This window comes from Coprococcus sp. HPP0074 (assembly GCF_964238105.1).
GTDB lineage: Bacteria > Bacillota > Clostridia > Lachnospirales > Lachnospiraceae > Faecalimonas > Faecalimonas umbilicata.
On record NZ_CAXSKS010000003.1, the window covers coordinates 103,812 to 127,457 of the forward strand.

General features: G+C 38.2%; 27 protein-coding genes. 23 read left to right on the plus strand and 4 right to left on the minus strand.

Features of this window, described 5'->3' with window-relative positions; genetic code table 11:
• Positions 1-155: 155 nt before the first annotated feature.
• The 3 genes from ACESPO_RS04880 to ACESPO_RS04890 all read left to right on the plus strand — a co-directional run bounded on the left by ACESPO_RS04880 (position 156) and on the right by ACESPO_RS04890 (position 2,877).
• Complete coding sequence (locus ACESPO_RS04880) at positions 156-683, plus strand: 4Fe-4S binding protein (RefSeq protein ID WP_117500831.1); 528 nt, start codon at positions 156-158, stop codon at positions 681-683.
• Positions 676-1,767 carry an SLC13 family permease gene (locus tag ACESPO_RS04885; protein WP_336304549.1) on the plus strand — a complete coding sequence of 364 codons (1,092 nt, stop codon included), beginning with the start codon at positions 676-678 and terminating at the stop codon, positions 1,765-1,767. Before ACESPO_RS04880 ends, ACESPO_RS04885 begins: the two co-directional genes overlap by 8 nt.
• 69 nt (positions 1,768-1,836) lie before the next feature.
• The gene (locus ACESPO_RS04890; protein WP_009263203.1) at positions 1,837-2,877 is read left to right on the plus strand and encodes an alcohol dehydrogenase; all 1,041 of its coding nucleotides are present in this window, start codon (positions 1,837-1,839) and stop codon (positions 2,875-2,877) included.
• Between the two features lie 23 nt (positions 2,878-2,900).
• On the opposite strand, the gene ACESPO_RS04895 is transcribed toward ACESPO_RS04890, so the two are convergent.
• Positions 2,901-4,196 carry an MATE family efflux transporter gene (locus tag ACESPO_RS04895; RefSeq protein WP_390109230.1) on the minus strand — a complete coding sequence of 432 codons (1,296 nt, stop codon included), beginning with the start codon at positions 4,194-4,196 and terminating at the stop codon, positions 2,901-2,903.
• A gap of 236 nt (positions 4,197-4,432) precedes the next feature.
• On the opposite strand from ACESPO_RS04895, the gene spoIIID reads away from it, so the two are divergent.
• Positions 4,433-4,693 (plus strand): sporulation transcriptional regulator SpoIIID, encoded by a 261-nt coding sequence (gene spoIIID / locus ACESPO_RS04900; RefSeq protein ID WP_016441111.1) that lies wholly within the window; start codon positions 4,433-4,435, stop codon positions 4,691-4,693.
• A 131-nt stretch (positions 4,694-4,824) separates the two neighbouring features.
• On the opposite strand, the gene ACESPO_RS04905 is transcribed toward spoIIID, so the two are convergent.
• A complete protein-coding gene (locus ACESPO_RS04905) occupies positions 4,825-5,454 on the minus strand; it encodes a GntR family transcriptional regulator (protein WP_117578161.1) in 630 nt (209 codons plus the stop codon).
• Between the two features lie 336 nt (positions 5,455-5,790).
• Between ACESPO_RS04905 and ACESPO_RS04910 the strand changes: the two genes are divergently transcribed.
• From ACESPO_RS04910 to guaA, 4 genes are all read left to right on the plus strand, one after another.
• Entirely contained in the window at positions 5,791-7,068 is a 1,278-nt protein-coding gene (locus tag ACESPO_RS04910; protein WP_016441110.1) for an L-cysteine desulfidase family protein, read from the plus strand.
• Between the two features lie 360 nt (positions 7,069-7,428).
• Complete coding sequence (locus ACESPO_RS04915) at positions 7,429-8,778, plus strand: MATE family efflux transporter (RefSeq protein WP_009263197.1); 1,350 nt, start codon at positions 7,429-7,431, stop codon at positions 8,776-8,778.
• Between the two features lies 1 nt (position 8,779).
• A complete protein-coding gene (locus ACESPO_RS04920; RefSeq protein WP_016439638.1) occupies positions 8,780-8,902 on the plus strand; it encodes a hypothetical protein in 123 nt (40 codons plus the stop codon).
• Between the two features lie 165 nt (positions 8,903-9,067).
• A complete protein-coding gene (guaA, locus tag ACESPO_RS04925; RefSeq protein WP_008976837.1) occupies positions 9,068-10,612 on the plus strand; it encodes a glutamine-hydrolyzing GMP synthase in 1,545 nt (514 codons plus the stop codon).
• Between the two features lie 108 nt (positions 10,613-10,720).
• Here the strand turns inward: guaA and ACESPO_RS04930 are convergent, their stop codons facing one another.
• Entirely contained in the window at positions 10,721-11,152 is a 432-nt protein-coding gene (locus tag ACESPO_RS04930) for a helix-turn-helix domain-containing protein (protein WP_016439640.1), read from the minus strand.
• A gap of 175 nt (positions 11,153-11,327) precedes the next feature.
• Here ACESPO_RS04930 and ACESPO_RS04935 point away from each other — a divergent pair, with 175 nt between their 5' ends.
• The 10 genes from ACESPO_RS04935 (at position 11,328) to ACESPO_RS04980 (ending at position 19,608) form a co-directional block, all read left to right on the plus strand.
• Entirely contained in the window at positions 11,328-11,516 is a 189-nt protein-coding gene (locus ACESPO_RS04935; protein WP_003019365.1) for a hypothetical protein, read from the plus strand.
• 14 nt (positions 11,517-11,530) lie between these two features.
• On the plus strand, positions 11,531-12,616 hold the full coding sequence (locus ACESPO_RS04940; RefSeq protein WP_499788547.1) for a site-specific integrase: 1,086 nt from the start codon (positions 11,531-11,533) through the stop codon (positions 12,614-12,616).
• Complete coding sequence (locus ACESPO_RS04945) at positions 12,609-12,971, plus strand: plasmid mobilization protein (protein WP_213048845.1); 363 nt, start codon at positions 12,609-12,611, stop codon at positions 12,969-12,971. The genes ACESPO_RS04940 and ACESPO_RS04945 overlap by 8 nt, the downstream gene beginning before the upstream one ends.
• A 133-nt stretch (positions 12,972-13,104) precedes the next feature.
• Positions 13,105-14,115 carry an AAA family ATPase gene (locus ACESPO_RS04950; protein WP_213048846.1) on the plus strand — a complete coding sequence of 337 codons (1,011 nt, stop codon included), beginning with the start codon at positions 13,105-13,107 and terminating at the stop codon, positions 14,113-14,115.
• 72 nt (positions 14,116-14,187) lie between these two features.
• Positions 14,188-14,421, plus strand: coding sequence for a complexin-2 (locus tag ACESPO_RS04955; protein ID WP_213048847.1), 234 nt, complete (start codon positions 14,188-14,190; stop codon positions 14,419-14,421).
• A gap of 258 nt (positions 14,422-14,679) precedes the next feature.
• On the plus strand, positions 14,680-15,924 hold the full coding sequence (locus ACESPO_RS04960) for a plasmid recombination protein (protein ID WP_213048848.1): 1,245 nt from the start codon (positions 14,680-14,682) through the stop codon (positions 15,922-15,924).
• A gap of 255 nt (positions 15,925-16,179) precedes the next feature.
• Entirely contained in the window at positions 16,180-16,701 is a 522-nt protein-coding gene (locus ACESPO_RS04965) for a GNAT family N-acetyltransferase (RefSeq protein ID WP_120092907.1), read from the plus strand.
• A 362-nt stretch (positions 16,702-17,063) separates the two neighbouring features.
• Positions 17,064-17,933 carry a hypothetical protein gene (locus ACESPO_RS04970; RefSeq protein ID WP_270666490.1) on the plus strand — a complete coding sequence of 290 codons (870 nt, stop codon included), beginning with the start codon at positions 17,064-17,066 and terminating at the stop codon, positions 17,931-17,933.
• A 338-nt stretch (positions 17,934-18,271) separates the two neighbouring features.
• Positions 18,272-19,243 (plus strand): GNAT family N-acetyltransferase, encoded by a 972-nt coding sequence (locus ACESPO_RS04975; RefSeq protein ID WP_270666489.1) that lies wholly within the window; start codon positions 18,272-18,274, stop codon positions 19,241-19,243.
• Between the two features lie 248 nt (positions 19,244-19,491).
• A complete protein-coding gene (locus ACESPO_RS04980; protein WP_022085598.1) occupies positions 19,492-19,608 on the plus strand; it encodes a putative holin-like toxin in 117 nt (38 codons plus the stop codon).
• A gap of 145 nt (positions 19,609-19,753) precedes the next feature.
• Here the strand turns inward: ACESPO_RS04980 and ACESPO_RS04985 are convergent, their stop codons facing one another.
• A complete protein-coding gene (locus ACESPO_RS04985) occupies positions 19,754-20,293 on the minus strand; it encodes a helix-turn-helix domain-containing protein (RefSeq protein WP_227596738.1) in 540 nt (179 codons plus the stop codon).
• Between the two features lie 166 nt (positions 20,294-20,459).
• Between ACESPO_RS04985 and ACESPO_RS04990 the strand changes: the two genes are divergently transcribed.
• From ACESPO_RS04990 to ACESPO_RS05010, 5 genes are all read left to right on the plus strand, one after another.
• Positions 20,460-20,651 carry an ICEBs1 excisionase gene (locus ACESPO_RS04990; RefSeq protein ID WP_116444116.1) on the plus strand — a complete coding sequence of 64 codons (192 nt, stop codon included), beginning with the start codon at positions 20,460-20,462 and terminating at the stop codon, positions 20,649-20,651.
• 18 nt (positions 20,652-20,669) lie between these two features.
• Positions 20,670-21,731: a site-specific integrase gene (locus ACESPO_RS04995; protein WP_270666487.1), complete on the plus strand. Its 1,062-nt coding sequence runs from the start codon at positions 20,670-20,672 to the stop codon at positions 21,729-21,731.
• A complete protein-coding gene (locus ACESPO_RS05000) occupies positions 21,728-22,117 on the plus strand; it encodes a plasmid mobilization protein (RefSeq protein ID WP_270666486.1) in 390 nt (129 codons plus the stop codon). Before ACESPO_RS04995 ends, ACESPO_RS05000 begins: the two co-directional genes overlap by 4 nt.
• A gap of 107 nt (positions 22,118-22,224) precedes the next feature.
• Entirely contained in the window at positions 22,225-23,181 is a 957-nt protein-coding gene (locus tag ACESPO_RS05005) for an AAA family ATPase (protein ID WP_499788550.1), read from the plus strand.
• 147 nt (positions 23,182-23,328) lie between these two features.
• Positions 23,329-23,562, plus strand: a complete 234-nt coding sequence (locus ACESPO_RS05010) for a complexin-2 (RefSeq protein ID WP_270666482.1) — start codon at positions 23,329-23,331, stop codon at positions 23,560-23,562.
• Positions 23,563-23,646: the final 84 nt, after the last annotated feature.

Below are 23,646 nucleotides of genomic sequence, written 5' to 3' on the forward strand. Positions count from 1 at the left end.
TTCTATTATGAATTCTTCTTGCTTTCATAAGGAAAGTAGATTAGAATATACGATTAGATTAGTAAATGTAGAACTTTTTCAAGTATACATAAAAGGAAATACGACTAGAGTAAATTCTACAAGGAAGAAAAATATCATTTGCAAGAGAGGAAAACATGGTTTTTATTGTTATATTTTTGGTGCTTGCCATCGGTGGGCGTTGGGCATGCTCTGTGATATGTCCATTGGGGATTATACAGGAAGTGATTTTTCAAATTCCTTTCCTTAAAAAGTTACTTCAGTTGCCTTACGAAAAGTATTTGAGAAAAATAAAGTACATTGTTTTTTTTGCATTATTGTTTTTTATTCCCATTGTTTTTTTGCCAAATAAGGAAAATTGGAGGGAAGCATTTCTTTTTATAAAAGTATTTGGATTCACAACTATTTTTATATTGTCACTTTTTATTTATCGCCCGTTCTGCAAATATTTCTGTCCATTCGGTGTGTGTTTGGGATTGTTTCAGAAAATATCACCTTTCCGCTATAAGGTAGAGTCTTCTTGCAATCGTTGCGGACTATGCAAACGTAAGTGCAAAATGGGAATCACGCCTTATGAGAGTCCGAATCATATGGAATGTATTCGATGCGGAGCATGTTTGAAGGGGTGCCCACGGAATGCAATAAGGAGAAGGAAAAATGAATAAGATTTTGATGATCGCATGGATACTGGCAGGAATCTCATCGTTTGTTGTGCCGCCAGATATGGAATATTTGAACTATATTGATTTTCATACACTAGGATTACTATTTTGTCTGATGGCAGTCATGGCAGGCCTGAGCCGGGAAGGCGTATTTGGACAGGCGGCTGGAAGATTGATCACAGTTGTGAAGAATAGTCGGCAGATGGAACTGATTCTTGTGTTTTTATGTTTTGTGTCTAGTATGTTGATCACAAATGATGTAGCTTTAATCACATTTGTGCCATTTGCAATACAGGTGCTGGAGATGGCAAATATGAGAAAACGAATTGTTCCGGTAATTGTCATGCAGACAGTTGCGGCAAATTTAGGAAGTATGTTTACCCCAATTGGGAATCCACAGAACCTTTATCTGTATTCAAAATCAGGAATGGCATTGAGTGCATTTTTTAAATTGATGCTGCCGTACACACTACTTGCAGCAGTGATGTTGCTTGGAATGATTTTGTTGAGAAAATGTGTTGTGCTTGGTGATTTACAGATGCGGGAAAGCGAAAAGGTGAAAAATCCGTGGAAAGTAGCTATTTATGCAATAATTTTTCTATTGTGTCTTCTTTGCGTATCGCATTTGCTTCCTGTTTGGGTTGTAATGCTCGTGACAATTTTGGCAGTGTTTGTGATGGATCGTGGAACTTTTAAAGAAATCGATTACTCTCTTCTTCTTACTTTTGCAGGATTTTTTATCTTTATCGGAAATATGGGGCGAATTTCTATGTTTTGTAATTTCCTAAAGAGTATTTTGAATGGGAATGAAATATTGACTGCGGTCATTTCTTCGCAGGTAATCAGCAATGTTCCGGCAGCACTATTACTTTCAGGATTTACAGATCAGTGGTCGGAATTGATTATCGGAACAAACCTCGGGGGATTGGGAACTATGATCGCATCCATGGCGAGTTTAATCTCGTATCGTTTTCTCATAGCGGCCTATCCGGAAGAAAAAAGAAGATACACAATGCATTTTACAGTTGTTAATCTCGGGTTCCTGCTAGGATTTCTGATTGCTATGTGGAGCATTCGTATTTGGTGATGGAAAAGTCAGTTAAAATGAAAGAAAAATAGATGTTAACGGTGTTGAATAGGATTGGGAGGAAAGAAGATGCTTGCATATACATACAAAGAGCAGGGGAAATTTATGTTGGAAGAAAAAGAGAAGCCGGTTCTTCAAGAGGAAGAGGATGCGATCGTCCGGGTAACGCTGGCGAGTATTTGTTCGAGCGATATTCATATCAAACATGGAGCAGTTCCAAGGGCGGTACCGGGAATTACAGTAGGGCATGAGATGGTTGGCATTGTGGAGGAAGTAGGAAGCAAGGTGACCAAAGTAAAACCTGGAGATCGTGTAGCTGTAAATGTAGAGACTTTTTGTGGGAATTGCTTTTTCTGCCAAAATGGTTATGTGAATAACTGCACAGATAAAAATGGCGGATGGGCTTTGGGATGCAGGATAGACGGAGGGCAGGCAGAATATGTGCGTGTGCCTTATGCCAATCAGGGATTGAATCGGATTGGAGATGCAATTACGGATGAAGAGGCATTGTTTGTCGGAGATGTCCTGGCTACCGGATACTGGGCAACAAAAATTTCTGAAATTGGAAGCGAGGATACTGTAGTCATCATTGGCGGGGGGCCAACGGGAATCTGTACACTTTTATGTGTGATGTTGAAGAATCCTGAAAAGATTATTTTGTGTGAGGTGGATCACGAGAGAATTACATTTGTAAAAGAGCATTATCCGAATGTGCTCGTAGTAAATCCAAAAGAAACTGATGTCGAGGAATTTGTCAGACAACACAGTAGACATGGTGGAGCTGATCGCGTGCTAGAAGTAGCGGGAGGAAGGAATACTTTTGAGCTGGCATGGAAGGTAGCCAGACCAAATGCCATTGTGACTGTGGTAGCTCTTTATGAAGAAGAACAGATCTTGCCATTGCCACAAATGTATGGAAAAAATCTCACGTTCAAGACCGGAGGGGTAGACGGATGTGATTGTGATGAAATTTTACGGTTAATAGAACAGAAGAAAATCGATACGACACCGTTACTTACCCATACATTTCCACTAAGAGAGATTGAACAGGCATATGATATTTTTGAAAATCGAAAAGAAGGCGTCATTAAGGTAGCTATTCGACCGTAGACAAGAAAAAATGATTTCTGCTATCACGGCCTCTTCATTAATGCAAAGAGAAATACAAATAGTTCTGTTGCGGGATATGCCAGCCAGACACCGGTCATTCCAAAGCAGCAAGAGAGTATCCATGACATTGGTATTAAAACAAAAAAGCTGCGGAGTATGGAAATGATCTGTGCCGGAAGCGGATGGTTTATGGAAATAAAATAGGTCGAAAGAACAATGTTAAATCCGATAAACGGGCAGGCGGTAAAGTAAAGTCTTAAGCCGGGGATTGCATAGCTGGCTAAAATCAAATCTTGTTCGCTGTTAAAAACAGAAACGAGACGGGGTGCATGAAAGAAAATAATCCCATATATCACAATGGATAAAAGGATAGAAGTTATGAGGGAATAGCGCAAAAGCGTTTGCACATTTTTCTTATTTCCTGCCCCATGATTCTGGCTAATTAATGGCTGTATTCCCTGTGATAAACCGGTATACAGGGAGATTACCACAAGCGAAATCACGCTGATCACACTGAATGCTGCGACGCCTGTGTTTCCGGAAATTCTCAGAATAATAAAGTTAAATAAAAACATCACAACACCGGAAGCGGCTTCGGTCAGAAAAGGCGGAATACCATTTGCAAGGATGTTGGCAGTAGTTCTTTTCATTTGAACAAGATTCGGAATTGTCAAATGAAAAGAATTCTTTTTTTTCAGAAAATATGGAAGCAATACTAGCATACTTATCACTGGTGACAGTCCGGTTGCAAGGGCAGCCCCGAAAATGCCCATATGAAAAGGGAAAATAAAAATGTAGTCTAAAACAATGTTGGAAAAACTTCCGGTTATCATAGCTGCCATGGAAAGTGAAGGATTCCCATCATTTCTGACAAAGCACTGAAGGAAATGGTTTAATAAAAAGGCAGGAGCAAATAGCATGAGAACTTTCAGATAACGATTTGTTGTTTCAAACACCTGGATGTCTGCACCTAGAACTGTTACAAGATGCTGGGAAGCAAATAGTCCTGTAAAAAAGAAAATGGAAGCAAACAAAAGTACCAGTATAAGTCCATTGGTAAATACTTGATCAGCAGTGTTGGATTCATTACGGCTTTTCAGGATAGAAAATCGGGAACTGCCTCCAATACCAATCATAAGTCCAGTTCCGCTGATAATACAAAATACAGGAAAAGCAAGATTCAGTGCAGTGAGCCCGTTTGTGCCAATGTCCGCAGATACGAAGAAAGTATCTGCCAGCGTATAACAGGAATAAGCAATTTGCCCTAAAATATTGAAAGAAACATATTTAGAAAAATCTTTAAAAATAGTTTTATTCATATAGCCTCCCAAATAAAAATGGTAATTTAGACAAAAAAACGCTCCCGAAAACAAAGTAGCCTTTGCATTCGGGAGCGTTTCAAACCGTGGTTACAGAATAACATAGAAAGGGAGAAAGTGCAAGAAGTGGATAGAAATAAGTACTTTGATATGATTCTGAGCGTGTTTCTTATTTATAAATCATAGATTAAATTCGTTCTGCATATCTTGTATAAACAAATTATACAGGGGTTTCTATGAAAGATTATATCGAAGAGCGTGCCGCTGCGATCGCCAATTATATTATTGAAGAAAATGCAACAGTGCGGCAGACTGCGAAAAAATTTGGAGTAAGTAAAAGTACGGTACATAAAGATGTAACTGATCGTTTGCTTCAAATTAATCCTGCGCTTGCAGTGAGTGCAAGAAAAGTTCTGGATCAGAATAAATCAGAGCGTCATATTCGGGGAGGAATGGCGACGAGGGAAAAATATCTGCACATTGCGCATAGATATTAACCGTTTCGGAAGGCATTGTAAAAATATAATTTCTAGAGAGGGATATTAGAAAATCATCTCCTTTAACACAATTACGGATGATATAGATTATTTGTGAGAAGGGAGATGATTTTATGTCAGGCTACATACTTTTAAGAAGAGGAAGTTCCAAAGTCATTTAAATCTTCTTTCAGATAATGAATCGCGTCCTCCAGGCGTTTTTGGCGGATTGCGTCTAAAATTAAATCGTGATATTTCATATCAGCCGGGATATTATAGTGGCTCCATTTATTCCAGTGTAATTGTGCATAGGCGCGCCATAACATATTCATACAGCTTTTCAGCTGAGCACAGGCATAGTCGTTGCCGCCGAGAGAAAGCAGTGCAATGTGAAAATCCATATTATAAATCCAATGCTCCATGACATCCTCAGTATTTTTGCTGCAGAGAGAAGAGAGCTCATCAAGATGCAAAAGCTGTTTTTCAGTGATAGTGTCGAAGCAGAGGCGCAGCATTCCGGTTTCAAGTACCATTCGATATTCTAACATTTTTTGTATGTCCTCGGAGGTGAGTGCGATCACTTGGTAACCACACCTTGGAATGTTTTTTAAAACGCCCTCGTGGCATAGGGCAGTCAAAGCTTCACGGATTGGTGACTTGCTGTAACCGTATTTTTGAATTAGTGAAGTCTCTGTGATAATTTCATTTGCACGGTATTCAGAGGAATAAATGCTGTTCAATACCGAATCATATACAATTTCTTTTAAATTCTTTTTGCTCATAATGCTCAAGTCCTTTGTTTTGAATAAATAGTCTTAATGAGATTCCATCCTTATCCATGAATGAATTTGGAAAATAGATCGTGCTATAAAACCTTGTGTTTGCAGTAAGAAATTATATCATGAATCATACAGAACAAAAAGAGAGAAGTAAATATTTATCAGAGATGATTGTATTTTATTTGAGATAGGATTCTTGATTGACGATTAATCATATTAGTGATATTATCAGAAGAAAGAGCTGGTATGACTACTGATATGATTTATATCAGTACAAGGCAGAAAAAACGAATGAGAAGGTAGAAACAGGAAAAATCACAGTTAGAAAAGAGGATGGAAATGAACCAGGAATTGTATCAGAAGTATGTAGAAATTTTGAAAAGCGAGCTTGTTCCGGCGTTGGGCTGTACAGAACCGATCGCTCTGGCGTATGCAGCAGCGGTGGCGAGAAAGGAGCTGGGACAGTTTCCAGAGAAAGTGGAAGTGTTATGCAGCGGAAATATTATTAAAAATGTAAAAGGGGTAAAGGTTCCAAATTCCGGAGGAATGAAAGGCGTAGAGGCTGCGGTTATCTTAGGAATTGTCGGAGGAAAGGCAGATCGAGAACTAGAAGTTTTACAGAGTATTTCTGAAGAAGACCGGGAAAAGACACGGCAGCTTTTTAAAGAGGGATACTGTGAGTGTAAATTAAAAGAAGGGACTGCAAACCTTTATATTGAAGTGAGGGTATGGGCATCAGGCGAAGAGGCGGCAGTTAGAATTGAACATGCACATACAAACATTACAAGAATTGAGCATAATCAAAAAGTGGTATATGAGAATGAAGAAAAATTTACAGCACATGAGCTGGATAAATCTTGTCTGAATATCAAAGATATTACGGCTTTTGCAAATGAAGTGAAGATTGCGGATGTGAAAGATGTCCTGATGAGACAGATTGAATACAATTATGCGATTTCAGAGGAAGGCCTTCAAAATACATGGGGAGCTCAGATTGGAAAGATTATCAGGGAAGAAGAAGGAGATCAGCTGAAGTGGAAAATGATTTCCAGGGCAGCGGCAGGATCCGATGCTAGAATGAGTGGCTGCTCTCTTCCGGTGATTATCAATGCAGGTTCTGGAAATCAAGGAATGACTTGTTCTCTTCCGGTTGTCGAGTATGCCAAAGAAAAGGGGAAGACAGAAGAAGAACTTTTGAGAGCATTGTGCGTTTCCAACTTGATTGCTCAGGATCAAAAGAGGTATATTGGTGCTCTTTCGGCTTATTGTGGAGTGGTATGTGCAGCGGCAGGAGCAGGCGCGGCAATCACATATTTATGTGGGGGAGAAGAAGAACAGATTGAAAATACCGTGATCAATACGATTGCCAATATTGGAGGGATGGTCTGTGACGGTGCGAAGCCAAGCTGTGCGGCAAAGATTTCCTCTGCGCTTCAGTCAGCAATTTTAGGACATGAGATGGCAATGAGAGGTATCCGCTTTGAAGCCGGAGATGGAATTGTCATGGAGAATGCGGAAGATACTGTAAAGGCGGTCGGCTATATGGGAAAAAATGGAATGAAACAGACAGATGTGGAGATTTTGAACCTGATGATCGGAAAGACAAAACTTTCATAAGAAACAGCAGGGGGAATAGAAAAGTACTTTCAGAAGTGGATTAGGAATACCTATTGTGACTATAGTAGAGATTCCTTTTCCGCTTCTTTTTATCAGAGGAAGAGAAGAACGTCAAGAGAGAGAACTATATGTATGCAAATGGAAGGCGCAGGGAAAAGAGAGGGGAAAATTAGGGAAGAGAAAAAGAGCCTTGTCTGTTATTTTTTTCAGACGTATAATAAAATAGTCAGATGAATATCTGATAAAGCACAAGGAGCGGCAGAGAGAGGCGCTGTACTTTGTGGATTGTCAGAATCAGGTTGGGTGTTGCAAGAGATAAATCGGGACTATGACAATACATATGGCAGGAGGAGATGAGAGATGAAAATAAGTAAAGAAAGGCAGTTGTTTGATAATAGAGCGCTGGTTGCGTTGATCATTCCGCTGATTATCGAACAATTTTTAGCTGTTCTCGTAGGGATGGCAGATTCTATTATGGTGGCGAGTGTCGGGGAGGCGGCAGTGTCTGGCGTATCCTTGGTTGATAATATCGTTGTACTGCTTATCAATATTTTTTCGGCTTTGGCAACTGGTGGGGCTGTTGTCGCAGGTCAGTATCTTGGAAGGAAGAGGGAGGAAGAAGCTTGTAAATCTGCGGGACAGCTTGTGTGGTTTGTCACAATCAGTGCGGTGGGAGTGACAGCGATTGTATATCTATGCAAGAGTTTTATTTTACACGGTGTATTTGGAAAAATAGAGGCAGATGTTATGGAGCATGCCAATACGTATCTGCTGATCGTAACTGCATCCATTCCGTTTATTGCTCTTTATAATGGAGGAGCCGCTATTTTCCGTGCAATGGGTGATTCGAAAATACCCATGATCGTGTCCATGATCATGAACGTGATCAATGTGAGTGGAAATGCAATTTTAATTTATGGCTTCCACTGCGGAACAGAAGGTGTGGCAATTCCTACACTGGTTTCCAGAGCAGTTGCAGCGATTCTGATCACCATTCTTTTATGTAATTCCAAGAGGGTGCTGCACTTGGAAAAAACATTCCGCTATCGGTTTGATGGTGCGATGGTTAAAAATATCTTAAAGATCGGTGTTCCGAATGGACTGGAGAACAGTATGTTCCAGTTGGGGAAAATTCTTGTATTGAGTCTGGTATCTACTTTTGGAACATATGCTATTGCGGCGAATGCGGTTTCAAATGCAGTGGCAATGTTCCAGATTCTTCCGGGAATCTCAATTAATCTAGCAATCATTACTGTTATCTCAAGGTGTGTTGGAGCAAGGGATTATGAGCAGGTAAAATATTACACAAGAAAACTGCATATTATCACTTATGCATGGATGATCGTTGAAAATATTATTATTGCTCTGCTGATTCCTACTATTTTAAAGGTATATCATTTATCAGATCTCACAGCACAGACAACGGAGCAGATTCTTTTGTTCCATGCAGTTGCAGTTGTGACGATCTGGCCATTATCATTTTCGCTTCCGTGTACACTTCGTGCAGCAGGAGATGTCCAGTACACAATGTATATGTCGATCTTTTCCATGTGGATCTTCCGGATTGCGTTTAGCTATGTCCTTGGAAAGTACATGGGACTAGGCGTATTTGGAATCTGGGTTGCAATGGTCATCGACTGGATTTTCCGCGCCATCTGCTTTGTGATTCGATATCTGGGTGGAAAATGGAAGCATAAGGCGACAGTATAAAATGGCAAATACATGTAGGATTGATACAAAAGAAGTAGATTTTTTGGAAAAATATGGAAGAAAAGAAGAAATGCAAAAGGAAAGTGATAGTTTAACTTGTAAAACAGCAAAACCTACTTTATAATAATGACATTGGCAACAGAACATCACAGACAGTTTGCAGGAAAAAGAGCAACTGCAGGGAACTGACAGGCATGCAAATCAGGAAATCTTATAGCTAAGAATACTGAAAGAAGTGCGTGTCAGAATTGTTATCAAGAGAAATGAAAAAATGCAAGGAGGAAACATAGTGAAAAATGAAACAGTCATCGTTCTTGACTTTGGCGGGCAATACAATCAGCTGATTGCAAGACGTGTAAGAGAATGTAATGTATACTGTGAAATCTATTCTTACAAAAAAGATATAGAAGAAATAAAAGCAATGAATCCAAAGGGAATTATCCTGACTGGAGGACCGAACAGCGCATACGAAGCAGATTCACCGACATATTCCACAGAGTTATTTGAACTGGGGATTCCGGTTCTTGGTATCTGCTACGGATCTCAGTTGATGATGCATTTGCTGGGCGGACATGTATGTAAGGCACCAGTTCGCGAGTATGGAAAAATCGAAGTGAATGTAGATACGACATCGAAATTATTTAAAGATGTATCTGAAAAGACGATTTGCTGGATGAGTCATAACGATTACATCGAGCAGGCAGCACCAGATTTCAAAATCTCAGCCTATACAGCAGACTGTCCGGTAGCGGCAGTTGAAAATGAAGAGAAAGGACTCTACGCAGTGCAGTTCCATCCGGAAGTACTTCATACACAGGAAGGAACAAAAATGCTGTCCAACTTCGTATACAATGTATGTGGATGCTCCGGAGACTGGAAGATGGATTCTTTCGTAGAATCATCTATTCAGGCAATCCGCGAAAGAGTTGGAAATGGAAAAGTTCTCTGCGCACTTTCCGGTGGAGTAGACTCTTCTGTAGCAGCAGTAATGCTCTCCAAAGCAGTCGGAGAACAGCTGACATGCGTATTTGTAGACCACGGTCTTCTTCGTAAAAATGAAGGTGATGAAGTAGAAGCAGTTTTCGGACCAGAAGGAAACTACGACTTGAACTTTATCCGTGTCAACGCACAAGAACGTTTCTATGAGAAACTCAAAGGTGTAGAAGAGCCGGAAAGCAAGCGAAAAATCATCGGAGAAGAATTTATCCGTGTATTTGAAGAAGAAGCAAAGAAAATCGGAGCGGTTGATTTCTTAGTACAGGGAACTATTTATCCAGACGTAGTAGAGAGCGGACTTGGCGGAGAATCTGCTGTGATCAAATCTCACCACAATGTAGGAGGACTTCCTGAGTACGTAGATTTCAAAGAAATCATCGAGCCACTTCGCGATTTATTCAAAGATGAAGTACGTAAAGCAGGACTGGAATTAGGAATTCCAGAATATCTCGTATACAGACAGCCATTCCCGGGACCGGGACTTGGAATCCGTATCATCGGAGAAGTAAATGCTGAGAAAGTAAAAATCGTTCAGGATGCAGACGCAATCTACCGTGAAGAGATTGCCAATGCCGGACTTGACCGCAGCATCGGACAGTATTTTGCAGGTCTCACAAACATGCGAAGCGTTGGGGTTATGGGAGATGAGAGAACTTATGACTACGCAGTAGCGCTCAGAGCTGTAAATACAGTTGATTTCATGACTGCAGAAGCAGCAGAGATTCCTTACGAAGTACTGAATAAGGTAATGAACAGAATTATCAATGAAGTCAGAGGCGTTAACAGAGTCATGTACGATCTGACAAGTAAGCCACCGGGAACGATTGAATTCGAATAATATATTAGAGCCAAGAAATGCCTATTTTACGGGCTTTCTTGGCTCTTTCTATGTCCGTTGACAATCAAATGACAATACTTTTTTAATATTATTGTAAATAATTTCTTCTTATTTAGCTGGGAATTGACTCTTCCAGTCTAAATATTCTTTTTCTGTAATCTCTTCATTTCTGAATTTCTGGTACATATCAGCCCATGTTCCAATATGATCCAGCATATTTAAAGAATCATGTCCTTTGTCTTTAAACATGAGTTGTGGTACGCCGGACTCATCTCGGTAGGCGTGCAGACCATATTGATCCTCTAAAGCAAATAATGCGTGCATGACACTAACATAAGTATCAAAGTTTGGATCAGACATGGCGTATGGACTGATCTTTAATGAGTTTGCTATTTTTTCTAATTGTTCTGATGATGGAAAACGATTCCCAAGTTCATAATTTCTAATTGCCGATTCGCTCAACCCGGACATGATTGCCAATTCTTTCTGTGTATATCCTTGATCGATCCGGAATTTTCTTATTTTCTCACCTACTGTCATAAGAAAACACTCCTTTGCTGATTGTTACTTAAAAGTATAGCATAAACAGTTCAAAAATGAAATATAAAAATAAACCGTTCATTTTTGAAATCATTCTATTGACAGTACGGAAATGAAATGTTATGATGCATATACACCGTTCGATAATGAACTGAAAAAGAAAGGAGGGATATAGATGGCTAGTAAATTATTTATATCAGCAAAAGAAGTAGCGAAAGAATTAGAAGTATCTGATTCCTATGCGTATCGTTTGATCCGTCAGTTAAATGCGGAATTGGAGCAAAAAGGTTTCGTTGTTGTCAAAGGAAAAATCAGCCGTAAATATTTTGAAGAACGAGTTTACGGTATGAACGAAATGAAATAGCAGGAGGTGATGTTTTGACAGTAATCAAAAACCAAAAGTCAAATACTTACGAGGTAAGAACCTATTATAAGGACTGGACTGGCGTAAGAAAGCAGAAGACGAAAAGGGGATTTAAACGCAAATGTGATGCCCAGGAATGGGAAAGAGCGTTTAAATTAAAGGAGAATTTGAGTCTGGATATGTATTTTGAAGATTTTGTAGATCTTTATCTGAATGATATCAAATCCAGAATCAAATATAATACCTGGCTGACGAAAAAGCATATTGTAGAAAAAAAGATTCTCCCATATTTTTCGAAAAAGAAGTTGCAGGAAATAAAACCTTCCGATATTCGACAGTGGCAGAACAACATGATGAACTATCGGAATAAACAAGGAGAAGGCTATTCGCAGGTCTACCTAAAGACCATCCATAATCAGCTGAGTGCGATTTTGAATCATGCGGTTAATTTCTATGATTTGAAGAGCAATCCTGCACGTAAGGCAGGATCTATGGGAAAAGAAAGAACAAAAGAAATGCTTTTCTGGACAAAAGAAGAGTATATGAAGTTCATTGAAGCGGTGGCGGATAAGCCAATTTCCTTTTATGCATTTGAAATCTTATATTGGTGTGGAGTGCGTATGGGAGAGTTGTTAGCGCTGACACCGGCAGATTTTGATTTTCAGGCGTGTACGATCCGGATCAATAAATCTTATCAAAGATTAGGGGGGAAGGATATTATTACGGATCCTAAGACTGCAAAGAGTAATCGCATGATTACCATGCCGGAGTTTTTAAGTGAGGAATTAGAATCGTACTTAAGTATGCTGTATGGATTGGATGAAAATGACAGGATTTTTCAAATTTCAAAAAGTTATCTTCATCACGAAATGGATCGGGGAGTGAAGTTATCAGGCGTGAAGAGAATTCGTATCCATGATCTGAGACATTCCCATGTGTCATTATTGATCAATATGGGATATTCTGCGGTGGCAATTGGAGAAAGGGTAGGGCATGAAAGTGTGGAAATCACATATCGATATGCACATTTGTTCCCGACAATTCAAACAGAGATGGCGGAAAATCTAAATCAGGAAAGAGAGGAATATCTGGATGAGTGAAAAAAATATGGACAGCAAGAACCGGTGGCGTAATGTAACCATAGCGTTTCGAATGTCTCCAGAAGAAAATGAAGAGCTAGATTTAAGAGTAAAACTTTGTGGATACCAGACGAGACAAGAATATATCATTGAAAGCGTTTTACATCAAAAAGTCACAGCAGTAGGAAATCCGTTGATGTTAGTACAGTTTAGAAAACAGCTTCGAGGGATTGAAGAGGAACTAAAAAGGTTAACTACATTAGAGGATGCCGATGAAGAGTTGTTTACACCTATTCGAACAATGTTGGAGATATTAAATGCATTTGCAGAAGAAAGAAACTATGAAAAAAGGAAAAAAGAAAAAGCCCAGAAATAATCTGAGCAAGTTCCCTGATCATCAGAATAACTGATATATCACCTTAACAACTTGAGTATATCACAAAATTGTTGTTGCAACAATTGTTAAATTCTGTTTGCCAGGGACTTGCCCGGTTGGGCAGGAGGTGGAAATGGAAGAGAATTATAGAGAAGTAAAAAAGGCAGAACCATGCCTGAAATTGATCCACATGGATCAGGTTGAAGTGGAAGAAATCAAATGGCTCTTTTATCCCTTCATACCATACGGGAAGGTCACCATTATTCAAGGAGATCCTGGAGAGGGGAAGACCACCGTGGTGTTGCAGATCATTGCAAAGTTAACAAAAGGAGAAGCAATATTAAGTGAAACAAGCGAAGGAAAATCCGAAGAGACAGGGGTAGAGCCAATCAATGTGATTTATCAAACAGCTGAAGATGGATTGGGCGATACGATCAAACCAAGATTGTTAGCGGCAGGGGCAGATTGTTCCAGAGTCTTGGTAATTGATGATCAGGATCAGCCATTAACAATGGTAGATGCAAGGCTGGAAGAAGCGATTATACAGACAAAAGCAAGACTTGTAGTATTAGATCCAATTCAAGGCTTTCTAGGGGCTGGTGTTGATATGCATAGGGCAAATGAGATTCGCCCATTGATGAAAAGAATCTCTGTATTAGCAGAGAAATATCAATGTGCCATTATTCTGATCGGTCATATGAATAAGAATAGTAATGGAAAATCATCCTATCGTGGATTGGGTTCTATTGACTTTCAAGCGGCAGCAAGAAGCGTATTGATTGTTGGAAGAGTGAAAGATGAACCGGAAATCCGGGTGATCTGTCATGTAAAGAGTTCTCTTGCTCCGGAAGGAGATGCTATCGCCTTTCGATTAGACAAAGAAAAAGGATTCCATTGGATTGGAAAATATGACATCAGTGCAGAGGACTTATTGTCTGGTGATGGACGAGGGCAAAAGATCCGAAGTGCGAAAGAATTTTTAAAAGAGATCTTAGAGAATGGATCAATGGAACAGGCAAAAATAGCGGAAGAAGCAGAAGAACGAGGAATTAAAAAGAAAACACTTTGGAATGCGAAGAAAGAGCTGCAGATTGATTCCGTGAAGATAGGGAATAAATGGTTTTGGATGTTACAAGACGAGTAAAGGAAGATGGCAAGATTACCATATCTTAAAGAATAGGGAATCTTGCCACCTTGAATAAAAAGGAGTGAAGCGATGAAAAAAGTACAGATTGATTATGAACTGTTTCGAAAATTGATCTTTTATCATCTGGGTTCAGATGATCAGTATGAAGAAGATATTCGAAATGGCTTGGAAGACAAATTGGATGCATTAGTCAGACATGAACTTTATACGAAGTATAAGACGGCTCCTTCTGAGGAAGAGCAGGAGAAAGCACGACAGGATTATTTGGATAAACGTGGAGTGTCAGCCGGTTATCGATGGTGATGTTTGTTTGGAAAATATAGAACAGGAGCGTGGCACGCACCTGTATAATACCAAACAAGGATAATTGCTGTAGGGTGTAGCCGATACGGTACTGGCTGATTTGGAAGCTCCCGGCAGGGCGCAAGGGTACTTTTGATGGACGTTAGGCTGTCGAAAGTGCTTTTGCGTTACTTTTGACAAAAGTAACAAAACATGATCGCCATATCTGGCGTTTTAAAATGAATGAAAGGAGATTTATTGAAGAGGACGATTAGTTTTATGACAGGAAAAGGCTCCCTGAAGCATAACAGTAGAAAATTTCATGCAAAGAATACGGATCCGAACAGAACTCATTGGAATGTTGAATATTGTAATGAAGATATCAAAGACGTATATCATGAATTATTTGACGAAGCCTTGAAGCGTTACAATGATAAACAGACTCGAAAAGATCGTAAGATAGATGATTACTACGAAAAGATACGTTCCGGGAAACAAGAAAAATTATTTCATGAGGTTATCCTTCAGATCGGTGATAAAGACAATATGGGATCAGAAACGATGGAAGGACAACTTGCTGCAAAGATATTAGATGAATACATGAAAGGATTTCAAGAACGGAATCCTACGTTGCGAGTATTTGCTGCTCATCTGCATTTAGACGAAGCAACACCACATCTACATATTGATTTTATTCCCTATGTTACAGGAAGTAAGCGAGGACTTGATACAAGAGTATCTTTAAAACAAGCCTTATCGTCATTAGGATTTAAAGGTGGCTCTAGAAGTGAGACGGAGCTAAATCAATGGGTACAATCGGAAAAGCAAAAATTAGCCATGGTCATGAGGGAAAATGAGATAGAATGGGATCAAAAAGGAACTCATGCACAACATCTTTCTGTGTTGGATTACAAGAAAAAGGTTCGAGAACAGGAAGTAGAAGAATTAACGGAACATAAGAATTTATTGGAACATGATTTGCATGATATTAGTGAATGTGTGGATGAGATTCAAAAGGAAAAAGAACAGGTAGAAAAAGAGAGAGATGCGGTAATAAAAAAGACAGAAGTTTTAGAGAAACGATTTTCTGCACTAAATTCAAAAGCTGGACTTGTTGACTCACATGCACGTGAGTATGGATATTACCCGGAAGAATGGCTGCCTGAAGCTGGAACTTTAGAGTCAGCAAAATCTTATCGGAAGAGAATATTTCCTTTGCTGAAAAAAGTTGCGAATATGATACAGTCATTATATAGCAAATATTTAGAGCTGAAAGACAGAAATCGAAAGCTATCCGATCGAAATATGGATCTTGAAAATCGTGTAGATCGATTGCGAGATGAAGTGTCTATTATAAAGAAAGAGAATTTAGCTTTGTTAAATGTGGCATATGATCTGGAAAGAGCAAGAAATATGCTTGGAAAAAGTAAGGTTGATGATGCGATAGCGATGGCGAAGCGTTTGGAACAGGTAAATGCAAAACAAAAAGCCAATAAGAAACACATAGATAGAGATGTTAGATAAACGAAGATAAAAGGAATTGATAGAAGCCAATTGGTGCTCCAAAAGTACGGTCTAGACGTTGCTTTTTTGAGTTGAAACTCAAAGGGCATAGTTTTATATAGGCAGGGAGAGGAGACGGCTCTGGCGGATCTTTTGGAATTTGGTGAATAGGTTTTTGGGTAATGTAAAAATAAGAAAAGCTTAAATAGATTTTGAATAAGTAGTGTGGTATAATAAAAAGAAAAACGAAACTTTGAATTTGGAAGGGGTAAATTCATGGCATTAAAATTAATTAAAGGCAGTTTACAATACAAAAATCAAATTATAGAAATGATTAAAGAGTGGAAATCGCATAACGACGCCCATAACGCAAATACTTCGCCATGGGCTATATTTAAAAATGATTATGATGATTTTGAATATTATTTGAATAATTTAGAAATATCAACCACTGAAGATGGATTTGTTCCTGATTCTACTTTCTTTTGTTTAGATGAAGACAGGAATATTATTGTTGGCGCTGTTAATATTAGACATTATTTAAATGAATATTTATTAAAATATGGTGGTCATATTGGAGATGGTATAAGACCAAGTGAAAGAAGAAAAGGCTATGCAACCAAAATGATTGGCTTGGCTTTAGAAGAATGCAAGAGACTTGGCATTGATAAAGTTTTATTGGTTTGTGATAAAGACAACATTGGTTCTGCTAAATCGATTATCAATAATGGCGGAATATTAGAAAATGAAGTTTTAGAAGAGGGTAAGTTAATACAAAGATATTGGATTACGCTATAACTTTAAATTTCAGGTTGTAGGGGCGTTGGAGTGCTATCTGAAAGTATTTAAACACTATGATGTAAGAGCATCAGATGAATTTTGAGATATACGATATAAGTTGCTGACAATAAAATGACAATACAATTTGATGAAATCACAGCAAATACATACAAAACAGTTCGAAAACGAACGGATTTAAGACTAAAACAAAGCAGAAGAACTACAATGCAAATAGAACTTTACGAGTTTGAATAACGGACTAAAATGCCGAAAGCCTGTATTTATGCGGGCTTCCGGCATTTGTTTTATCAAATGGCTCTAGTTTGGCTCTATTTGTGGGGAGAGTAATGAGCTAGAATATACAGAAGGAGAACGGCGTTATGTCAATCTTGTCAACAAGAGAATGGGCAACATTAATATGGGGATGTATTTTCATGCTATATGTATTATGCCATAGGGAAATAAGAAAAAGTTTGTGGAATGTCATAGTAATATTTTTTGACAAGAAGTTAAGGATATTATGGGAAATAATATTGCTATATGTTCTAACGATTACAATGGTATTCTGTTATTTGCCTATTTGGGAGAATATATATATCAAAGATATTATTATATGGTTTCTTTTTTCTGGATTAATATATTGTATGAATGCGGTTTCGAGTGAAGCTGATGAAACATACATTAAAAAAATCCTTAAAGATAATTTGAAATTTACCATGATTTTAGAATTTTTTATGAGCACATTTACATTTAATATATGGATTGAACTTGCGATTATTCCAGTTATTACAATAATTACTGTTATGAATGTAATTGCAGAAAGAAAAGAAGAATATAAAAGTGTTCATAAATTATTGGATAGTATATTGGCAATCGCTGGATTTTGGATTTTTTATGAGACAATAAAGATTGGGATAAATGAATATAAGCAATTAAATATAATAAATACATTGGTAAGTTTTATGATACCGATTGTTTATTTAATATTGATAATTCCATTAGAATATATATTGGAATTATATTCAAAATATGAAGTTTTATTTCTAAGAATGACTTTTAAAGAAGAAAAAGATAAAAGAATTAGATTGCATCATAGGACAGCTATATTTCGTGAGTGCAATTTTTCAGTTCGCAAGATATTATTATTTCAAAGGGAATATATGATACAAATGTATGCTTTAATGAAGGAAGATGAATTTAATCAATTGATGCAAAAATTTAGAAGCGCGTGTAAGAGAATGACATCGTAAGTTTGGCATAAATAGGGTGAGTGTAATGTGTTTATTATAAAATTATTGACATAAGAAGGAATATAGATTAATCTTATAAAAAAGCTGAAGGAGAACATACACATGAATCAGAACTTATATTCAAGACATTATATGTACATGTATTACGGACGTACACGGCTATAAACATGCAAGGTTAGTGCATTAGGTTATAGCGTGTAGGTCTTTTAGTCTAGTGCATAAAACCAGAATATAAGAGAAGATTTTACATACATTGCATCTTATTAAATTGGATTTATCGCACTGGACATTGAATGTTTGGTGCGATTTTTTATGTTTACAAGAAAGAGGTGTAGAAAATGAATGATTTAATTGAACTTAAACTGATAACAAGAGAAGATGCTGAATGTCTGCATAAACTGCAGATAGAAGCGTTTATTCCCTTATATGAAAAATATCAGGATGATGCTACAAGTCCGGCGAAAGAAAGCCTTGAAACAATAACAAAGAAGATAGTTGATGATAATTCGGATTTCTATTTTATTTTGTTTAATGGTGAGAAAGCTGGAGCTGTAAGAGTTAAATGGCATAAAGGACAAAAAGTACACAAGAATGTAAATTGGATATCTCCTATTTTTGTTATTCCAAAGTTTCAAAATAAAGGAATTGCCAGTAACGTAATCAAACAATTATTTGATATTTATCCGAATACAATAGAATGGTGGTTATCTACTATTAAGCAGGAAGAGAAAAATTGCCATTTGTATGAAAAATGTGGATTTGTTCGAACTGGAGATGAAATAGTTGTAAACGAAAATATGACATTAGTTTTTTATGTAAAGAGTTATATTGAGGTAAGGAGATTTAAGGAAGAGGATGCCAAAGAGGTCAGAAATCTTATTGTCAGGAACTTCTTAGAGGTTAATAGTAAAGATTATGGCATATCAGCAATGGAAAAACTTGCAAAGGTTTACGATGTGGAAAAAGTTCTGAATGTGGCAAGTTATGTGCATATGTACGTCTTTGAATTTGATGGAAAAATAATTGGAACAGGTTCTATCTCAAGTTTTTGGGGAAGTGAAACAGAAAGTATACTTTTGTCTATTTTTGTCCTCCCAGAATTTCATGGAAAGGGTGTTGGAAGAAAAATCATAAATACATTAGAAACGGATGAATTTTATGTAAGAGCAAGCAGAATTGAGATACCGGCATCCATTACAGCAACGGAGTTTTATAGAAAATTTGGATATGATTACAAAAATGGTGTTAAGGAATTTGATAATGAACACCATTACAGATTGGAAAAATTTAAGGAGGCAGGATTGAAATAACAACAGATAATCAATTATTTTTATTTATCCTTGCAGAAGCATTAGTTCTTATGTTAGGATACTATCTAAGGAAAGTACCCATGACAGGGCGTTAAGCGTCCGGGGGACGCTTGTTTAGCGCCGACCGGAGCGTAGAGGTAGCCTCCCGAGTTTTATGATACCGGGCAACCGGAATACATAGGAAGGGGTGCTAGGTGCCAGTGGCACCTGCTTAGCACCGACCGAAACGGAGTGTAGATGTGGCGCCGATGACGGCTTATGAGATCATTTCGATTTTCATTGGGATATTAGCATTGCTGATGTCCTTTGGTAGCTTGATTGTAGCGTTGCTTGCCTTTCTCGATAAGAGAAACAAGCGAAAATAAAAATGCCTATCCTGTCTGATCCACAGGATAGGCGGTGTCCTTAAGGACATTCATTAACCTAAACTCGGAGCATCCACCTTTGGAGTGGGTGCTTTCTGTTTAATTAGATATTATCATCTTATGTCTGATAATTCAAGAGGTTTCACTAATTTGGAAAAATTTTTACAGTAAGGCGGTCAGTCCCTTTTTTGACAACCATATTGTCATCAAGCAGATGCTGTTTGATTTCTTCGATATTTTCATTGATATGCTGTAAACTGTCAGCATACTCTTCTTCTGAATATTCATCTTTAGCATTTATCATATTTTCACGAATTTGCAGAGCTTTCATATAGGTACAGAGTTTTTTATTGATGAGGTTGTTCTTAAAGGACAGCTTAACAGTAGCAGGTTTGAAATTGCCCTCATCGTCCTTATCTGCCTCAAATTTCATATCAATCTGGTCATCCAGTTTAAACAGTAATGATAATACATCAGAAACTGTTTCTATATCAAAGTCCATGAAAATGTTAATGCTGATGCCTAGCGCATTGGCAATCTTTAAAAGCTGGTCAGGTTTTGGATTACGGATTCCATATTCATATTTCTTTATTGTTGCGGAATTTATGCCGGACAACTGACCAAGCGTTTCCTGTGATATTCCACGCATATTGCGAAAGTATTTAATCTTTTCTCCAGTAGTCATAAAAAATGCTCCTCTATGATTTGTTACCCCTATTCTATCACAATGGGACACATTTGTGTATAAAAAATTGATTAAATTGCTTGACGGACACAAATGTGTACTATATAATGCGGATAAACAAGGTCACAAAAGTGTACCAAAATAAAAACAGGAAGGAGAACACAATATGGAGAATACGATGAAGATGTACGTAACAGCAGATGAAGCTGCACAGATTCTTGGAGTATCAAGAGGATATGCTTACAAAATCATTCGTGGTCTTAATAATGAATTAAAAGAAAAAGGCTATCGAGTGATTTCAGGCAAGGTACCTACAAAGTATTTTGAAGAAAAGTTTTATGGTATGGCAGTTGGTTAATGGAGAGGAGATGATGATATGCCAGCTACACGAGATGGTAAAACATGGCGCTGCCAGTTCTATTATGAGGACTGGCAGGGTGTACGCCATAAAAAGAACAAAAGAGGCTTTAAGACAAAAGCAGAAGCAGAGGAGTGGGAGCGGAACTTCCGGCAACAGCAGAGAAAAGATTTGGATATTAACTTTGAGAATTTTGTTGGAATCTATTTCGCTGATGTGGAGAACCGGCTTAGAGAAAGCACAATCAAGAATAAAAGATATGTGTTTGATTTGAAAGTTACACCATATTTCAAAAAGAAAAAGATGTGTGAGATTAAGACTTCAGATATCAGGGCTTGGCAGAATGAATTGATTAAGCAGGGGTACGCACCGACTTATCTTAAAAGTATTAATAACCAGTTGGCAGCACTATTCAATTATGCGGTCAGATATTATGACTTGAACGATAATCCATGCAGGAAAGCAGGAAGTATCGGGAAAAGCAAGGCTGATGATATGGAGTTCTGGACAAAACAGGAGTTTAAGCAGTTTCTTCCGTCTATGGATAAGAAACCAGAGGCGAGAATGGCATTTATGCTTTTGTATTGGACAGGAATGCGTATAGGAGAATTGCTGGCACTCACCTATGAAGATATTGATTTGGAAAAAAGAATTATAAGCATTTCTAAATCATATCAGAGATTGGATGGAAAAGATGTAATTACACCACCTAAGACACCAAAGAGCAATCGTAAGATTACTATTCCACCATTTCTGGCAGAAGAGTTAAAAGAATATTGCAGTCATTTATATGGAATTATGCCAAATGAAAGAATGTTCCGATTTACAAAATCTTATATGGAGCATGAGATTGTACGAGGCATAAAGGAAACAGGAGTTAAGAGAATCCGTATTCATGATCTACGTCACAGCCACGCATCACTTCTGGTGGAGCTTGGATTTCAGCCATTGGCAATAGCGGAGCGGCTGGGACATGAAAAGATAGAAACAACATTAAATACTTATTCACATTTATATCCGAATAAGCAGGCAGAACTGGCAGACAGGCTAGAGCTGGAGAATGAGGAGGACAATCTATGAGCGGAGTACACAAACATCCAACAATCAGCTTTCGTGTATCGGACAGAGAGCGGGAAATGATTGAAGCCAAGATACTTGCAAGCGGTATGCAGAAGAAAGATTATTTTGTACGTTCCTGTATTTATAACAGAATATGTGTTGTAGGCAAGAAAGAGGTCATTTACAAGCTTGTAGAGGAATTACAAAATATGCAGACAAATATTTCTGAACTTATAAAGCAACTTGAACAACAGGAGGTAACGCTAACGGCTGATGGTTTGGCAGATATGCGAAATGATTGTATGGATATGTTACAGGCGATTATTTCAATGCTGGATGGAGCAAAGTATCTTTGGCAGGGAACACAGACTGATAAAGAAAAAAGTCCTGACAGCGGCAACTGTTAGGACTTGCGGTAACAAAAGAAAACCTCTGTTACACCTGTAAATACAACTAGAGTATAGCAGAGGTTCTTCTTAGGAGCAAATAAAAGATTGGAAAATGGAGGACTTTTATGGAGGAACAGAAGACAGAATTAAAGATGATACGGATGTCGGAGGTTGAGTCACAGGAAGTGAAATGGCTGTGGTATCCGTTTATACCATATGGGAAGCTGACAATTATTCAGGGAGATCCGGGTGATGGAAAGACCACATTGGTGCTAAATATAGCAGCAAAGCTGTCAAAGGGAGAAGATCTCGACATTGATATGAACGTGCAGGAGCCGGTAAATGTCATTTATCAGACAGCAGAGGATGGACTGGCAGATACAGTAAAGCCGAGGCTTGAACTTGCCGGGGCGGACTGCGAAAAGATACTGGTTATAGATGAAAGTGATAAATCATTGTCTATGGCAGATGAAAGACTGGAAGAGGCACTTGCTAAGACTGGGGCAAAAGTATTGATATTAGATCCCATACAGGCGTATCTCGGTGGTGGCATGGATATGAACCGGGCAAATGAGGCAAGAGATATGACAAAGAAGTTGGGAGCATTAGCAGAGAAATACCAGTGTGCAATTCTTCTTATCGGTCATATGAATAAGGCATCTGGTAATAAAGCAGCATACAGGGGCATGGGTTCCATTGACTTCTTTGCTGTGGCGAGGAGTGTGCTTCTGGTCGGCAGAATAGAGGGAGAACCCAATACAAGAGCAGTTGTTCAGATAAAGAATAATCTTGCGGCATTTGGACATCCAAAGGCATTTATGTTATCAGAAACGGGCTTTCATTGGTTGGGAGATTATGAGATTACAGCAGATGAAGTACTTGGTGGTATAGCACCAAAAGCAAATAAGCTGGAACAGGCAAAGCAAATGCTTTGTGAATTGGCAGAAACAACTAATATGGTGCAGAGTAATGAAGTTTTTGAAATGGCTGATGAACAGGGCATTTCAAAGAGAACATTGGAAAATGCAAAGAAAGAATTGGGCATTCGGGCAAAGAAAATCAATAACTCGTGGTATTGGTAACTGGATGCAGTAAAGCAGAGATAGGGCAAGAACGCAACATTGCAGGCTATATAGAAATTGCGGAGATAAATTTTGCAAGGTTGCAAATTATATAGACTTTGCAGTGTTGCGGTCTTGAATGAATTAGGAAAGGAATGGTGGATTGGTATGAAAAATGTACAGATTTCAGAAGAACTTTTCATTGCGATAATGAGATATTTTATGTTGGAACAGGTGGAACTGTTGCCTCAGATAAAACAGGGGCTAGAGAAGAAACTGGATGCAATGGTAATGAGAGAATTGTATACAAAATATAAGACTGCGCCAACAGAAGAAGAAAAGGAAAAGGCTCGAAAGGAATATTTGGATAGACGAGGTGTGCCGGAGAGTTTTCGGTGGTAGTTTTTCTTAAACATATATAACGGCTGCGTGTCACGCTTCCGTTAGAATGGATAAGGAAAACGTGGTGTGGTTGACACAATGGAG

Excerpts from the sequence above, each read along its gene's own strand:
- ACESPO_RS04955 (WP_213048847.1), top strand. The coding sequence starts at position 14,188 with ATGAAAAAAGTACAGATTGATTATGAACTGTTTCGAAAATTGATCTTT.
- ACESPO_RS04880 (WP_117500831.1), top strand. The coding sequence starts at position 156 with ATGGTTTTTATTGTTATATTTTTGGTGCTTGCCATCGGTGGGCGTTGG.
- ACESPO_RS04960 (WP_213048848.1), top strand. The coding sequence starts at position 14,680 with ATGACAGGAAAAGGCTCCCTGAAGCATAACAGTAGAAAATTTCATGCA.
- ACESPO_RS05000 (WP_270666486.1), top strand. The coding sequence starts at position 21,728 with ATGAGCGGAGTACACAAACATCCAACAATCAGCTTTCGTGTATCGGAC.
- ACESPO_RS04990 (WP_116444116.1), top strand. The coding sequence starts at position 20,460 with ATGGAGAATACGATGAAGATGTACGTAACAGCAGATGAAGCTGCACAG.
- ACESPO_RS05010 (WP_270666482.1), top strand. The coding sequence starts at position 23,329 with ATGAAAAATGTACAGATTTCAGAAGAACTTTTCATTGCGATAATGAGA.
- ACESPO_RS04910 (WP_016441110.1), top strand. The coding sequence starts at position 5,791 with ATGAACCAGGAATTGTATCAGAAGTATGTAGAAATTTTGAAAAGCGAG.
- ACESPO_RS04895 (WP_390109230.1), bottom strand. The coding sequence starts at position 4,196 with ATGAATAAAACTATTTTTAAAGATTTTTCTAAATATGTTTCTTTCAAT.
- ACESPO_RS04975 (WP_270666489.1), top strand. The coding sequence starts at position 18,272 with ATGAATGATTTAATTGAACTTAAACTGATAACAAGAGAAGATGCTGAA.
- ACESPO_RS04920 (WP_016439638.1), top strand. The coding sequence starts at position 8,780 with ATGGCAAATACATGTAGGATTGATACAAAAGAAGTAGATTTTTTGGAA.
- ACESPO_RS04995 (WP_270666487.1), top strand. The coding sequence starts at position 20,670 with ATGCCAGCTACACGAGATGGTAAAACATGGCGCTGCCAGTTCTATTAT.
- ACESPO_RS04965 (WP_120092907.1), top strand. The coding sequence starts at position 16,180 with ATGGCATTAAAATTAATTAAAGGCAGTTTACAATACAAAAATCAAATT.
- ACESPO_RS04980 (WP_022085598.1), top strand. The coding sequence starts at position 19,492 with ATGACGGCTTATGAGATCATTTCGATTTTCATTGGGATATTAGCATTG.
- ACESPO_RS04950 (WP_213048846.1), top strand. The coding sequence starts at position 13,105 with ATGGAAGAGAATTATAGAGAAGTAAAAAAGGCAGAACCATGCCTGAAA.
- ACESPO_RS04890 (WP_009263203.1), top strand. The coding sequence starts at position 1,837 with ATGCTTGCATATACATACAAAGAGCAGGGGAAATTTATGTTGGAAGAA.
- ACESPO_RS05005 (WP_499788550.1), top strand. The coding sequence starts at position 22,225 with ATGGAGGAACAGAAGACAGAATTAAAGATGATACGGATGTCGGAGGTT.
- ACESPO_RS04905 (WP_117578161.1), bottom strand. The coding sequence starts at position 5,454 with ATGAGCAAAAAGAATTTAAAAGAAATTGTATATGATTCGGTATTGAAC.
- ACESPO_RS04935 (WP_003019365.1), top strand. The coding sequence starts at position 11,328 with ATGGCTAGTAAATTATTTATATCAGCAAAAGAAGTAGCGAAAGAATTA.
- ACESPO_RS04915 (WP_009263197.1), top strand. The coding sequence starts at position 7,429 with ATGAAAATAAGTAAAGAAAGGCAGTTGTTTGATAATAGAGCGCTGGTT.
- ACESPO_RS04885 (WP_336304549.1), top strand. The coding sequence starts at position 676 with ATGAATAAGATTTTGATGATCGCATGGATACTGGCAGGAATCTCATCG.
- ACESPO_RS04970 (WP_270666490.1), top strand. The coding sequence starts at position 17,064 with ATGTCAATCTTGTCAACAAGAGAATGGGCAACATTAATATGGGGATGT.
- ACESPO_RS04930 (WP_016439640.1), bottom strand. The coding sequence starts at position 11,152 with ATGACAGTAGGTGAGAAAATAAGAAAATTCCGGATCGATCAAGGATAT.
- spoIIID (WP_016441111.1), top strand. The coding sequence starts at position 4,433 with ATGAAAGATTATATCGAAGAGCGTGCCGCTGCGATCGCCAATTATATT.
- ACESPO_RS04945 (WP_213048845.1), top strand. The coding sequence starts at position 12,609 with ATGAGTGAAAAAAATATGGACAGCAAGAACCGGTGGCGTAATGTAACC.
- ACESPO_RS04985 (WP_227596738.1), bottom strand. The coding sequence starts at position 20,293 with ATGACTACTGGAGAAAAGATTAAATACTTTCGCAATATGCGTGGAATA.